Annotated in this window: 13 protein-coding genes; 8 read left to right on the top strand and 5 right to left on the bottom strand. The window is 60.4% G+C overall.

Features of this window, described 5'->3' with window-relative positions; all coding sequences use genetic code 11:
- Positions 1 to 59: 59 nt before the first annotated feature.
- Genes moaA through HMPREF2935_RS12800 form a run of 4 tightly spaced genes read left to right on the top strand, consistent with a single transcriptional unit; the run spans position 60 to position 3,509 of the window.
- On the top strand, positions 60 to 1,076 hold the full coding sequence (gene moaA / locus HMPREF2935_RS09260) for a GTP 3',8-cyclase MoaA (protein WP_070732892.1): 1,017 nt from the start codon (positions 60 to 62) through the stop codon (positions 1,074 to 1,076).
- 25 nt (positions 1,077 to 1,101) lie between these two features.
- A complete protein-coding gene (locus HMPREF2935_RS09255) occupies positions 1,102 to 2,337 on the top strand; it encodes a molybdopterin molybdotransferase MoeA (RefSeq protein WP_070456177.1) in 1,236 nt (411 codons plus the stop codon).
- 32 nt (positions 2,338 to 2,369) lie between these two features.
- Entirely contained in the window at positions 2,370 to 2,849 is a 480-nt protein-coding gene (gene moaC / locus HMPREF2935_RS09250; protein WP_061921938.1) for a cyclic pyranopterin monophosphate synthase MoaC, read from the top strand.
- 3 nt (positions 2,850 to 2,852) lie between these two features.
- Positions 2,853 to 3,509: a molybdenum cofactor guanylyltransferase gene (locus tag HMPREF2935_RS12800; protein WP_070456178.1), complete on the top strand. Its 657-nt coding sequence runs from the start codon at positions 2,853 to 2,855 to the stop codon at positions 3,507 to 3,509.
- On the opposite strand, the gene HMPREF2935_RS09245 is transcribed toward HMPREF2935_RS12800, so the two are convergent.
- Genes HMPREF2935_RS09245 through HMPREF2935_RS09235 form a run of 3 tightly spaced genes read right to left on the bottom strand, consistent with a single transcriptional unit; the run spans position 3,457 to position 7,066 of the window.
- On the bottom strand, positions 3,457 to 4,812 hold the full coding sequence (locus tag HMPREF2935_RS09245) for a multicopper oxidase domain-containing protein (RefSeq protein WP_070456180.1): 1,356 nt from the start codon (positions 4,810 to 4,812) through the stop codon (positions 3,457 to 3,459). The two genes, HMPREF2935_RS12800 and HMPREF2935_RS09245, sit on opposite strands and share 53 nt — an antisense overlap.
- A complete protein-coding gene (locus HMPREF2935_RS09240) occupies positions 4,813 to 6,012 on the bottom strand; it encodes a beta-carotene 15,15'-monooxygenase (protein WP_070456182.1) in 1,200 nt (399 codons plus the stop codon).
- Complete coding sequence (locus tag HMPREF2935_RS09235) at positions 5,999 to 7,066, bottom strand: hypothetical protein (RefSeq protein ID WP_235591034.1); 1,068 nt, start codon at positions 7,064 to 7,066, stop codon at positions 5,999 to 6,001. The genes HMPREF2935_RS09240 and HMPREF2935_RS09235 overlap by 14 nt, the downstream gene beginning before the upstream one ends.
- A 69-nt stretch (positions 7,067 to 7,135) precedes the next feature.
- Between HMPREF2935_RS09235 and HMPREF2935_RS09230 the strand changes: the two genes are divergently transcribed.
- From HMPREF2935_RS09230 to HMPREF2935_RS09215, 4 genes are all read left to right on the top strand, one after another.
- Positions 7,136 to 7,396 (top strand): DUF2249 domain-containing protein, encoded by a 261-nt coding sequence (locus HMPREF2935_RS09230; RefSeq protein WP_061921912.1) that lies wholly within the window; start codon positions 7,136 to 7,138, stop codon positions 7,394 to 7,396.
- Between the two features lie 67 nt (positions 7,397 to 7,463).
- Positions 7,464 to 8,177 carry a molybdate ABC transporter substrate-binding protein gene (modA, locus tag HMPREF2935_RS09225; protein WP_070432836.1) on the top strand — a complete coding sequence of 238 codons (714 nt, stop codon included), beginning with the start codon at positions 7,464 to 7,466 and terminating at the stop codon, positions 8,175 to 8,177.
- 10 nt (positions 8,178 to 8,187) lie between these two features.
- Complete coding sequence (locus tag HMPREF2935_RS09220) at positions 8,188 to 9,873, top strand: ATP-binding cassette domain-containing protein (RefSeq protein WP_070456184.1); 1,686 nt, start codon at positions 8,188 to 8,190, stop codon at positions 9,871 to 9,873.
- A gap of 119 nt (positions 9,874 to 9,992) precedes the next feature.
- Positions 9,993 to 10,688 carry a helix-turn-helix transcriptional regulator gene (locus HMPREF2935_RS09215; RefSeq protein WP_070432834.1) on the top strand — a complete coding sequence of 232 codons (696 nt, stop codon included), beginning with the start codon at positions 9,993 to 9,995 and terminating at the stop codon, positions 10,686 to 10,688.
- Here the strand turns inward: HMPREF2935_RS09215 and thrB are convergent.
- Positions 10,685 to 11,614 (bottom strand): homoserine kinase, encoded by a 930-nt coding sequence (thrB, locus tag HMPREF2935_RS09210; protein WP_070432833.1) that lies wholly within the window; start codon positions 11,612 to 11,614, stop codon positions 10,685 to 10,687. The genes HMPREF2935_RS09215 and thrB overlap by 4 nt on opposite strands.
- Positions 11,611 to 12,948: a homoserine dehydrogenase gene (locus HMPREF2935_RS09205; protein WP_070456186.1), complete on the bottom strand. Its 1,338-nt coding sequence runs from the start codon at positions 12,946 to 12,948 to the stop codon at positions 11,611 to 11,613. The genes thrB and HMPREF2935_RS09205 overlap by 4 nt, the downstream gene beginning before the upstream one ends.
- Positions 12,949 to 13,002 lie beyond the last annotated feature (54 nt).

The raw sequence follows: 13,002 nt of genomic DNA, 5'->3' as shown, positions 1-13,002 counted from the left end.
ACGCGAATATTTCCGGGTTAATATGGATAAGACCACTCTCCTTATAGACTAGGACGACAATGACTTATCCGCTTCTAGACAAATACGGCCGCAGGGCCCGCGACCTGCGCGTTTCGCTTACTGATCGCTGCAACCTCCGCTGCACGTATTGCATGCCGGCCGAAGGTCTCGAGTGGTTTCCCACCGCAGAAACCTTGAGCGATGAGGAAACGATCCGCCTCATCCGCATCGGCGTCGAAAAGCTAGGCATCCGCCAGGTACGTTTCACCGGCGGCGAACCGCTCCTGCGCAAGTCTTTGGAGAAGATTGTCGCTGCTACTAAGCAATTGCGCACCGACGAAGGTAAATCACCGTCTACCGCACTGACCACGAACGGCTTGGGCCTCGACCGGCGTATCGATGGATTGGTGGAAGCAGGCCTCGACCGCGTGAACATCTCGCTCGATACCACCGACCGCGAGCTTTATACCCGGCTAACCCGGCGCGACCGCATCCAGGATGTCTTCACAGCCATCGAAGCCGCTACCCGCGCCGGGCTGCACCCGGTCAAGGTCAACGCGGTAGTGATGCCGGGCATTAACGAGGATTCTATTATCCCGCTGGCGGAATACTGCATTGAGGCAGGCGCACAGCTGCGTTTTATCGAGCAGATGCCGCTGGGACCCCGCGATAAGTGGCGGCGCGAGGATATGGTGACCGCGGACGATATCTTGGCCCGCCTCGGCGAGTCCTTCGAGCTCTCCCCCGCTGACGAGCCGCGCGGCTCTGCCCCGGCGTCACTGTGGAATGCCTATCGCGGAGGCCGCGAGATAGGACAAATCGGCGTCATCGCCTCAGTCACTCGCTCCTTCTGCGGTTCCTGCGATCGCACGCGCCTGACAACCGACGGCGCGGTGCGCAATTGCCTATTCGGCAATTCGGAGACCTCTCTTCGCGACCTCATGCGCGCGGGCGCCAGCGATGAAGAGCTCATGGAGGCATGGGCCGCAGAAATGTGGGCGAAGCTGCCCGGCCACGGCGTGAATGACGAGGGTTTCTTGCAGCCGGATCGCTTGATGGCAGCAATCGGTGGCTAAAGGCTAAGGAACTAGTTTGAAAAGCATGCGCACCCCACAAGAACACTTCGAGGCGATAATGTCTCACGCCCGGCCGGTGCCGGTAGAGGTATTTCCGGAAGCCCAGCCGGTCAACGAGAAGCTTCTGGGCCGCGTTATTGCAGAAGACGTTACTGCGCGCCTAGCGGTGCCGCCTTTTAGCAACTCTGCGATGGATGGCTTCGTGGTACACGTAAAGGATCTGGTTGAGCTGCCTGCGCGTTTGCCCGTCGCAGGCGACGTTCCGGCGGGCCAGGCACCCATGGAGGTGCCAGCGGGCAAGGCGGTGCGCATCATGACCGGCGCGCCGGTTCCGGAGGACAACGATGGCCTAGTCGTAGTCCCGGTGGAGTTGACCGATATTCCAGCCGGCCCACACGAGCTGCCGAGTGAGGTCACCATCAACGAGACGCCAAGGCGCACACACATCCGCCCGAAGGCAGAAAACGTTCGGGAGGGCGCGACCATCGCCAAGCCGGGCACCGTGGTCGATGCCAGCCTTATTGCCGCGCTGATTTCGGCTGGCATCACGCATGTTCGCGTCCACCGCCCCGTTCTCGTAGGCGTGGTCTCCTCCGGCGACGAACTGGTCGAGGGCTCGAGCCTCGAGCCGGGCCAGCTACCCGATTCGAATGGGCCGATGATCGAGTCGCTGATTCGCTCCACCATCCCGCATGCGGTGGTAACGCACATGCGCTCTTCCGACTCCCCGGAGCAGCTGCGCGAGACGATTGAGCAGCTGTTTAATTCCCACGAGGTAGTAATCACGACGGGCGGAGTTTCCGCCGGCGCCTTCGACGTCACGCAGACCGCGCTTCAGGCCGCAGAGGACTGTGAGGCTTGGTTCGGCGGGGTCAAGCAAAAGCCGGGCACGCCGCAAGGTTTTTCCCTCTATGGAGGTTTGCCAGTTATCTCCCTGCCGGGCAATCCCGTAGCGGCGTTTGTTTCCTACCACCTTTATGTTTCGCCTTTCCTCGAGGCCTTGAGCGGGCGCCCTGCCCGCACGAAGGTCTGCAGCGGGCGCACCATCGTCGCGCGCGCCGGGGAGGCGTTCCCCATGGCGCACAAGCACGGCACGGCATTTGTGCCCACGCGTTTGGAGTTCGGCGAGGCCGTCGTGGCGTACCCCTTTGCCAGGGGGTTGAGCAGCCACTTCGTGGCCTCGCTCCACGGCACGTGCGGCTTGGTTGAGGTGACCTCTGAAATTCAGGCTGGCGATGAAGTCCGCGTGGTTGTCTATTAATTCTCGATTAGGACTTAATTAGACTAGACCCCATGAAATTTACCCATCTCAATTCTTCCGGCTCCGCCTACATGGTGGATGTGACAGAAAAGCAGCCCACCGTCCGCTCCGCTACCGCGCAAGGCGAGGTTGCATGTTCTCCTGAGGTTCTTTCTGCGCTTCGCGACGGCACGGTTCCCAAGGGCGACGTGCTAGCGGTCGCGCGCATCGCCGGCATCTCGGCGGCCAAGAAGGTCCCGGAACTGCTTCCCCTCGCCCACACCATCGGCGTGCATGGTTGCTCGGTCGATCTGGAAATCCGAGACGACCATGTCTTCATCGAGGCAACGGTGCGAACCGCCGATCGCACCGGTGTGGAGATGGAGGCGCTTACCGCGGTCAACGTTGCGGCGCTGTCCATCATCGATATGGTCAAAGGCGTCGACCGCTCCGCATTTATCCGCCGCTGTGGGATCACCGCAAAGTCCGGTGGCCGTTCCGGCGACTGGAGCCGCGAGCTTCCTAAAACCTAGGCAATGCTGAACTACAAACCGCACGAGCTAGGAGTCATCATCCTGGCAGGCGGCCACGGCACCAGGATGGGCGGGCGCGATAAGGGCTCGGTGCGTGTGCGGGGCGAAAGGCTTGTCGACGTCGTGCGCAGGCAGCTTCCTTATGGCGCGCCGGTCTGCGTGGTTTCCCCGTTTCCGCTGGGCCTGCCGCAGGTATGCGAAAATCCGCTTTTTGGTGGGCCTGCAGCTGGCATCGCGGCAGGCCTGAAGAACCTGGAAGCACGTAGTTTAGCGCCACTTCGCTATATCGCAGTGTTATCTGTGGATGCGCCGGATTCGCCCCAAATGCTGCCAAAGTTGTTGGAAAAACTCGCCGCCTGCGAAGCGCAAAGCTCGATTCCCTCGGTAGCGGCGGCTTTAAGCGGCGATTTTATCCAGCCACTGTGCGCGCTATGGCACTACAACGGCCTGCGCCAAGCGGTAGATTCCTTCGACTGCCTGCACAACAAGTCAGCCCGCAGGCTGTTGCACGCAGTCCCTCGCCTCATCGCGGTGCCGGGTACAGGCGCGGAAGAGGACTACGATACCTTGGCTGAACTCGCCGAATGGGAGCGCCGCCGAGCAATGACTACCGCGAGACCACAATCTTTCCGTGCTGGCCCTTTTCAGCCGAGGTCATGATGTGATTGACAAAGCTATAGGTGCCGGGTTCATTGAAGGTCATCTCCACGAATCCACCCTGCGCGGGTAGGAGATCCACGGCCTGAGAGCCGGCATCATCCAGGTCCTTGATGAGGAAGTCGCCTTCCTTGTAGACGGTGTCGAATTGCTCGCCCACCACGTGGAAAGACAACGGCTGGTCTGGGCCCACGTTGAGCAGCCAGATGCGTACCTTATCGCCCACCTTGGCATGCAGCGGCTCAAGGTCGTACTGATTCGGATAGTAATTAAACGCCATCAGGTCGTACTCGCCGTTTGAGACGCGGTCGGCGTCGGCGCCATTTTCGTCGCCCAGGAAGATTTCGTCCGCAATCATTGCGTACTCCGCATCGGCGTCGCCAAGCTCTGGCGGATCGATGACCACCGCGCCGGCCATGCCGTTGGCAATGTGCAGGCTCATCGGCGCCGTGGAGCAGTGATACATCCAGATGCCGGAGCGGTGCGCGGTGAACTCATAAGTCAGGGACTCGCCCGGCGCGATGGTCTTCATGTTCTCATCCGGGTTGACCTCGCCGGCGTGGAAGTCCACGGAGTGGCCCATGGTTCCCTCGTTCTTGATGGTGATCTTGAACTTATCGCCCACCTTGCCGCGCAAGGTTGGCCCTGGGGCTTGGCCGTTGAATAGCCACCGCGTTTGTTTTACACCTGGCGCTACCTCGACCTCGTCCTCGGTCATGGTCCAGGTTTCCTCGTGCGTGGTTGCCTTTGCAGCCGGCAGCGCAGCATCGAAGGCCTTAAATCCCTCCCGTTCCTGGGTGCGCTCGGCAGCGCTGGGCACGTCTGGGTGGCTAGCTGAGTGATGGTGCATGCCAGCCATGGCGTCGCCTTCTGCAGGCGCGTCGGTGACGTTGACGTCAAAGACCATGCCCTGCGCCTTATGCCCCGCGATGGTGCAGTAGCCCTGGGTGGTCTCCTCGATGAGGCCGGCGTCTAGCTCGACGGTCTTGCCGGGTTCGACGCGGCCGGTTTCGTTGTCGCCGATCTTCAGGTCATGGACCATATCTCCGGTGTTCGTGAACTTCACCACCAGGTGGGTGCCCTTTGGCACATCGATGGAAGAAGGCACGAAGGACATGCCTTCCACACTAACCTCAACGACGGTGGCATCAACGCCTTCGCTTTCCGACGCCCGTTGTGCCTTGGAGGTGCTATTGAAAACCGCTAGAGCAATCACCGCGGCCAGGGCGATGCCGATGAGAATCCACGATGCCCAGTTGTTCTGAGCCGGTGGCTTTTGAGGTTGATTAGAAGAAACGCTGAGCATTTAGTTCTCCAGTCTTTTCTGTTTGGAAACGGCCACCGCGATGGCCAAGATGTTGGTGATAAGGCCAAGCCCCATCATGATAAGCCCGGCTATATCGGCCCCGAGCAAGCACAACATCGCACCTAGGTTGATAAGCACCAAGCGGGCGTATCCGCCGTAATCAGCGACCTTTCTGCCCAGTGTCACCTTGGCCGGGCCGCCGCCGACGAGGGTGGGCAACAAGTGGTGCAGCACGCCCGTAACCAGTTGCATGAGACCTGCGCCTACGAATGCTGGCATGAGCAGCAACGTCACCACGCGTGGGTAGACCCCTAAAATGGCGCAGACCGCGTCGGCGGCGCAGAGGCTAAGCATCCACAACAGTCCGGCGACGACCGAGACCGTCGCCGTGGTCAGCTGTGGCTTGCCCGCCAGCAGCGTGGCGAGGATGGGCTGGATGATGAGCAATGCCGCTAGCACCACCAGCAGCTGTGTCATACCTGCTGCGCGGCTAAGCCCGAAAGAATTAAGGCCCAACGCGAGCGCCAAGCCAACGCAGTGGACGATGAGCGCCCTAGTGCAGCGCGCCCGCGCGGCGGGGGCAATCTTGGTGCCGCTCAAAGTAGGCAAAAGCGTGACCACGGTTGCCACGATGGTCAGCCAGGCAAAGCCCCAGACCATGCCCCGCGAGTGGGCGGCTACCAGGAGTGAATAGTTGCCCACACCATTGGCTGCTAGCACCACGAGCAACACGGAAACAATCACGAATGCTGCGGCCGCGATGTAGAAAGGCACCGTCACCGCGAATAAACCGGCCAGTGATCCCCGAAGCGCCCGGTAGATATCGAAGCCATGCCAGCAGAAGGTAGCGATGATAAGAAGCGATGCGGCGTCGGAAAGCGGGCCCCAGTCAAACCCGGCGCGGTCAACGAGCAGCAGTACCAAGCCAACCTGGACAATCCCCACGCGCCAGGCCACGCCCTTGTACCCGCGGGCCTGCATGCGCGTGAGTGCCTCCGTGAAGTGCGTGGAATAGACGATGATGGCGGTGGTCATCGCACCGATGGTGAAGGGATGGATGAGGTCCCACCACACCACGCTTGCGCCTAGGTGGCTGGCGATGTTGATGACTATCCCAGCTACTACCCAGAAGCCGATGACGCAGGCGGCAATCATGTGCCAGCGCCCGCGTGCGGCCAAAGAAACGTCAGCGATGTGCACGATGTGCCTCCCACATGGTCAAAATAAAACCGCTTAAGACAAAGAGCAAGACTGCTATTACGTTAGTCATGCCGCCCACACGGAAGACAGTTGTTTGCGCGAGTGCGTCCGCGGCGATGCGCAGGACAAGACCGCCGTGCAATAGTGCGACCGGCAGGTAGAGCACGGTGCGATATGGCAGCTTCTTGCGAATGACGGAGGTCAGGATGATGGGCGCGTGTGCGAAAATCATCGACATCACAAACCCCAGGAAGACCGTGTGCACCGAGGCGTCATAGGCAAAGCCCGTTGCTTGGCCGAACGCCAGCCAGATGACTCCGGCGAGCGCCAACCAGAAGTAACCTGCCAGCATGCAGACTGCGGAATAGCGCGGCAGGCCGGTGCCGTGCACCAAATTCTTGGCCACATCCACGCGGACGGTGGTCACCGAAATCGCGAAGAGGAAAAGGCCCATCAAGCGGTAGCCCACCGCGGGGACTAGGACGAAGATGACACCGGCGGCTGCTAGCGCCAGAACGAGCACGGTGATGAGGTTTTCCGCTTTTGTACCGGCCATGGTCACACGGGCAAGCTCCATGCGCTCTCCGATGATGGTGCTCACCACGTACAGCACGCACAGCGGCATGGCCATGGCAAAGGAATCAGCCATGGCCCACAACAGGCTGGCCGCCACGCCGCCGATAACACCCGCCGCCTGCACGAGCACGGCTAGCGTGGGCTGCCGGCGATGAATCTCGAGATAAATTGCACCGAGGATGAGGAAGCTCCATGCAAAGAAGATGGCGGGGACAAACCGGGGTGCGCCCACTAGCAGGCTCACCACCGCCACGACGTGGCAGATGGGCCCTGCCCAGGCCCACGTTTTCTTGACAGCGACTACGCGCTCTAAGCCGATTGCTCCGCCGACGAAGCCAAAGACCATGAGCGGTCCATGCGCACGTGCAGCTGTGGACGTTGGTGCGACGCCCAGCAGTGCCGCGCCCGCATAAAGACCAACGAGCAACGCCGCTCCGGCAAAGGCCAGAAACACGAAACGATGCGCAATATTTTTCACGAGTTTTATCGTACTAATATTGGCGCTAAGGTGAAAACCAAAGCCTTCAAACCAAATGAAAGGACCATCATGCAACTGCCAATTACTGATGCCCACAAAGCAAGCGAAGTGCCAACCCTAAACGCCTCCGAAATCCCACACGCCGTGCGCCACGGCGCTATCCACGGCGCGCTGGGCACCCTCAACGTCGGCGAAGCAATGATCCTTATCGCACCGCACAACCCAGTGCCACTGCTCAAAGAAATCGAAGCCCGCGAAGAGTCCTTTGAGCTGGAATACCTGAAGGAACAACCACAGGACTTCCACATCAAGTTCACCCGCGTGGCGTAGCAGTTTTCTGCGACTTCCCCTCCCCATCTCTCACTCGAAATCGTGCAGGTGCGTAAATTTGGTGATTATGAAAAAATCTGCTGCTATTTGCCTTGCTGCCCTAGCCGCCTGCGCGCTTACCGGTTGCGCAGGCGGCGGGGATAAGCTCAACGTCTTCGCCGCCTCTTCAACGCGCGTGCTCAACCATGAGCTTGAGGCCGTCACGCCCATGCTGATTAACAATGGCGGTTCTGCTTCCCTGGTAGAACAAATCCATCAAGGCGCGCCTGCCGACGTGCTGCTTACCGCGTCCCAGGAGACCATGGACAAGGCGGTGGCCGCAGGCGATGTCGAGCAGCCTCGCGTACTGGCCACCAACTCCATGGTGATGGTGGTACCGCCGGGCAATCCTGGGCATATCCACTCCGTCCACGACTTGGATGAGACCGACTACTTCGTGCGCTGCGACCCTTCGGTCCCCTGCGGGGCGATCGCCGATAAAATCATGGCAGATCAGCACCTGCACGTGAGCGCCGATTCCAAAGAGGGCCAGGTCGCCGACGTAGTAGGCAAAGTGGCCAGCGGCGAGGCGGATGCTGGATGGGTATACTCCACCGATGCAGCAGCCAATCCTGACCTGGAGGTAATCCCCATCGAGGGCGCGGAGAAATTCCGCAACCAAATCTTGGGTGCCGTAGTCAAAAACAGCCCGCACCAGGATGCCGCCTCTTCGTTGCTGGACATGCTCGCTAACGACTTCGACGAGACCTGGTCGCGCTATGGCTTCGTGCCCGCCGACTAAACTGCTTTCCATGCATGTGCGCACCACCCCACCTCGCGCCCCCTGGCCTTTCGCCGTGGCGGGCGCCTTGGCGGTTTTATACGTCGCGGTACCAGTACTTGCTTTGGCCACCCGCGTTCCGTGGACGGGCCTTGGCACGGTGCTTTCTCAAGAAACTACCCACGACCTGTTACGCATCACGCTAACCTCGGCTGCTATTTCTGCACTGCTTGCCACCTTCTTCGGCACCGGCCTAGCCATCTGGTTGCACGGGCAAAACCGCATTGGCCAGGCGGTGCGCCTGCTGGTGTACTTGCCACTGGCGATGCCGCCGGTGGTCGGAGGGTTGGCGCTCAGCGCGGCGTTGGGCCGCCGCGGCCTTTTGGCCCCACTCTTGGATGCCTTGCAGCTAAACTTCGCCTTCGCCTTCGCCGGCGTCGTCGTGGCGCAAACCTTCGTCGCCCTTCCTTTCGTAGTGGTGGCGGTGGACTCCGCGCTGCGCCAGACCGACCATGAAGTGGCCCTGTCCGCGCGCCGGGTTGGCATGACACGCGGGGCCATCTGGCGCAAAGTCATGCTGCCGACCATCGCACCGGCAATCTTCACGGGTGAAGCACTCGCCTTTGCACGCAGCCTCGGCGAGTTTGGCACCACGATTACCTTCGCCGGTTCCATGCCGGGGCTCACCCGCACGATGTCGAGCGGCATCTATCTAGAACGCGAGGTCAGTGCGGACAACGCTTATGCGCTGTCTGCGATTCTCATCGGCCTCGCTGTGGTCTGTCTCGCCTGCGCGGGCATCCCATCGCTGCTACACCGTGAGCCTTCGCCGCAGGCGCATGCGCAGTCTGACATCGACGTCGCCAAGCTGCGCCAACTCAGCCTGCCGCCCGCCGCAGGCCAATTGGCGCCTTTCAAGGAAGCAGCCACCACGGCGGTCGTTGGCATCAACGGTGCCGGCAAGACCACACTGCTGCGTCGCCTCTCTGATGAGTCCCACGCCGTGATGCTGACGCAAAAGCCAGCGCTGCCGCCCCACTCGACGGTCGCGGAGGCTATCACTATGGTCACTCACGATAAGGCCGCTACTGCCGAATTGATTGCTGCGGCGGGCTTAAGCGAGATTGCGGAGATAAAAGCACGCGATCTCTCGGGCGGCCAGGCTGCCCAAGCTGGCCTCGTCCGCGCGCTGGCTGCACGCCCTTCCATCTTATTGTTGGATGAACCGCTAGCTGCTGTCGACGCCGCAGCTGCTGCGCAATGGCGCAAGCTGCTAGCTGCGGCGAGCCACGACCGGACCACCGTCATGGTCACCCATAATGTGCTAGACCTTTTGAGCCTGGCCGACGAGGTCGCAGTGGTAGAACGCGGCAAGATTCTCCTCCACGCTCCAACAAACGAGATCGTAGAAAACCCGCCCAATCACTTCGTCGCAAGGCTGCTCGGCAGGGTGGTTATCCAGGGAAGACTCGAACAAGGCGCCGTGATCCCCGATACCACCGGGCCAACTCGCTTTGTGCTAAGTCCGGAGGAGATAACTCTCACTGAGTCGGGCAGGTGGCAGGCGAAAATAAAGGATATTCGTGCCCATTCCTTAGACCGTGTAATCGCCGCGCTAGACCTTAGCGGCCAACACGTCGAGGCGGCGATTGGCATCGATCAAGCCAAAACATTGAGCGTGGGCGAGACGGTTTACTGCGAGATCTGCACTAAATAAATTACCGTCGCGGCACGTAGTGGCACATATCGCACCTCTATCATTGTCTTTTCTACGGGTCAGCGCTGTATCGTCATTATTAACAACCGATTAACCTTATAAATTATTCGAGGAGAAACATGCCCGTCCATGCACCGCGGTCCTCCACAGAACTTTTCCCAGAAGCACTACGCCTGTCACCCAAACAGCGAGAAGTTTTAAACGTTCTGCAGGAATATCCGCAAGGAGCACGCGCGGCGGACATCGCCAAAGACATGGACATGCATGTCAATACCGCGCGCGGCCACCTCGATGAGCTGGTACATGTAGGCGCAGTCCGCGTTATTACCGCACCGGCCAAGGGCCGCGGACGCCCTTCGCTGATTTTCCAGGTGCGCATCCCTGATAACCGCTCAGTGGCAGAAGAATACGTCACCCTCATTAGCGTTTTGGCAGAGATGTTGGCAGATAAGGAAGAGCTCAACGATTACGCCTCCGAACAGGCACGCGCAATTGGCCGCAAGTGGGCTGCCTCAACGCACCAGGACCAGTTTCCCTCCGCCAACGCGCTGACCCCGCTATATCGCAAGATGCGCGATATGGGATTTGACCCCACTGCATCGACTACCGAGCTCGAAGAAAATGGTCAGACCGACATGGAGCTGCATGCCTGCCCATTCGTAGCGGCAGGCATCAAGCCCTCCCCGTTCGTCTGCGCTATCCACGATGGTTTCTTGGAACAAGTCGCAGCTGATTCCGGCGAGCACCTCTCGCTTACGCTGGTTCCGAAGTCAGGCAACGGAACCTGCTGCGTAAACGTCAAGCAGACTGCTTAAGCCCGCGCTGCATGGACCTCGACCGGGCCTGCAACCTCCAGTGGGAGTACTCGCAGGCCCGCTTCGCGCGCATCCTGCAAGATTGATTCCTCAATAGGCTCAGTGTGCAGCACCATCGCGGTAGGGCCCGCACCTGAAAGGTAGGCCGCATAGCCGCGGTTGCGCAGACGGTTGACCCATTCCGCGGTAATAGGCAACACATCAGCACGATAAGGCTGGTGCAGCCTGTCACGGGTGCCTTCCCACAACAGCTCCGGATACTTTTGCAGTGCGACCACCTGCACGGCAGTGCGCGAGACGTTGAAGGAAGCATCGCCGTGCGTCACGTGCGAAGGCAGGACGCGGCGAACGGCTTGGGTGGAGGCATGGAAATCCGGTACCAAGGCTGTGGCCTGGATGGACTCGTGTACATCCACACTGACAGCGCGATATTCTGGCAAAGATCGGCCGTCAACCGGCACTGTGGTCCAGGAGACCACGGCATTGCCTAGCACGGACGCCGCGGCGTTATCGGGGTGCCCTTCAAAAGCAGAAGACAGCTGCACTAGCTGATCGCTGTTTAGCGGTGAGCCTGCCAAGGCATTGCCCGCTGCAACGCCGGCGACGGCAGCGGCGGCCGAAGAACCAAGACCACGCGACTGTGGGATGTTGTTATTGCAGGTAACGCGCAGACCCGGCACCGCAGCATCCGCCGCATTCAGCGCGGAACGGATGGCTTTAACTACCAGATGAGAGTCATCGCGTGGCAAGTCCTCTGCTCCCTCACCGAAGATTTCTACCTCCAGCCCAGCGGGGATGACCTCAACCTCGACGGTGTCATAAAGGCTTAACGCAATGCCGAGGGTGTCATAGCCGGGGCCCAGATTAGCTGAGGAAGCAGGGACTTTTACCGTGGCCTTGACACCTACCTCTACCTCCGTGCTCACAGCTGGCCACCGTCCAAGCGAATAACGGAGTGGACCGCCTTGACATCATCAAGCTGGCCCAGCTCCTCGACGATGCCCTGCATCTCATGCTCCAACGCGGTGTGGGTGACCACGATGAGGCGAGCGATTCCGTCGCCGTCTTCCTGGCGCACAGTGCGCAGGGAGACGTTGTGCTTGGCAAATAGCGCGGAGATCGCAGAGAGCACGCCTGTGCGGTCTACGACTTCCATATCGATGTGATAGCGGGTGTATACCTGACCAAAGTCTGCTATCGGCAGGTTAGCGTAGGTGTTCTCCCCCGGCGCACGGCCGCCGTGAACGATGTTGCGGGAGGCGCCGACGACGTCGCCAAGCACCGCAGACGCCGTCGGGTTACCGCCGGCACCGTTGCCGTAGAACATCAGGGAGCCAGCTGCCTCGGCCTCGACGAAGATAGCGTTATAGGACTTGCTGACGGAGGCCAGCGGGTGCTCCTTAGGGACCAAGGTCGGGTGCACGCGCGCGTTGACGGACTCATTGCCTTCCGCATCACGCAGGCGCTCGCAGATGGCCAGCAGCTTGATGGAATAGCCTGCCTGCTGTGCGGCGGAAATATCCTCAGCAGTGATGTTGGAAATGCCCTCGCAATAAACATCATCGAAGGTAACGCGGGTATGAAAGCCCAAAGACGCGAGGATGGCCGCCTTCGAGGCGGCATCATGACCCTCGACATCGGCAGTTGGATCGGCCTCGGCATAGCCTAGCCGCGTGGCCTCAGCGAGCGCGTCCGCGTAGGAGGCACCCGTGGACTCCATCGCGTCCAAAATAAAGTTGGTGGTGCCGTTGACAATGCCGGAAATGCGTTGAATCTGGTCGCCCGCGAGCGAACGACGAAGCATTCCCACGACCGGGATGGCGGCAGCCACTGCAGCCTCGAAGTAGAGGTCCACGCCAGCGTTATCGGCAGCTTCTGCCAGCTCGTCCGCATGAGCAGCCACCAGCGCCTTGTTCGCGGTAACCACAGACTTACCAGCATTCAGCGCAGCCAGCACGAGCTCGCGGGGGAAATCGATACCGCCGATGACCTCGACAACCAAGTCGATGTCGTCGCGCATGACTAGGGCCTTCGCATCGTCGGTGAGCAGATCCTTCGGCACACCAGGACGCAGCTTATTTTTATTCTGCACGGCGACGCCCCGGATTTCTGCGGGACCGCCAATGCGGTGGGCAAAGGCATCAGCGTTTTCCCCCAGCAGGCGGAAGACCTCGGCACCAACGGTGCCGAAACCAAGCAGCGCGATGCCTACAGCTTCGCCTTCGCCTTTACCAGTGCGGCTCTTGGTCTGTGAAGTCATATCGTCCCTTAATCTTTGGTAGTTAAATTGCTACCCACACTATACGGAACGAGC

The sequence above is a fragment of the Corynebacterium sp. HMSC076D02 genome (assembly GCF_001813815.1).
GTDB lineage: Bacteria > Actinomycetota > Actinomycetes > Mycobacteriales > Mycobacteriaceae > Corynebacterium > Corynebacterium simulans.
The sequence above is the reverse complement of the archived record's forward strand: the minus strand, read 5'-3'. Positions and strand labels throughout refer to the sequence as shown.

Coding starts and splice junctions, on each gene's coding strand:
- HMPREF2935_RS09245 (WP_070456180.1), bottom strand. CDS start 4,812: ATGCTCAGCGTTTCTTCTAATCAACCTCAAAAGCCACCGGCTCAGAAC.
- modA (WP_070432836.1), top strand. CDS start 7,464: ATGAAAAAATCTGCTGCTATTTGCCTTGCTGCCCTAGCCGCCTGCGCG.
- HMPREF2935_RS09205 (WP_070456186.1), bottom strand. CDS start 12,948: ATGACTTCACAGACCAAGAGCCGCACTGGTAAAGGCGAAGGCGAAGCT.
- HMPREF2935_RS12800 (WP_070456178.1), top strand. CDS start 2,853: ATGCTGAACTACAAACCGCACGAGCTAGGAGTCATCATCCTGGCAGGC.
- HMPREF2935_RS09215 (WP_070432834.1), top strand. CDS start 9,993: ATGCCCGTCCATGCACCGCGGTCCTCCACAGAACTTTTCCCAGAAGCA.
- HMPREF2935_RS09255 (WP_070456177.1), top strand. CDS start 1,102: ATGCGCACCCCACAAGAACACTTCGAGGCGATAATGTCTCACGCCCGG.
- moaA (WP_070732892.1), top strand. CDS start 60: ATGACTTATCCGCTTCTAGACAAATACGGCCGCAGGGCCCGCGACCTG.
- HMPREF2935_RS09230 (WP_061921912.1), top strand. CDS start 7,136: ATGCAACTGCCAATTACTGATGCCCACAAAGCAAGCGAAGTGCCAACC.
- HMPREF2935_RS09220 (WP_070456184.1), top strand. CDS start 8,188: ATGCATGTGCGCACCACCCCACCTCGCGCCCCCTGGCCTTTCGCCGTG.
- moaC (WP_061921938.1), top strand. CDS start 2,370: ATGAAATTTACCCATCTCAATTCTTCCGGCTCCGCCTACATGGTGGAT.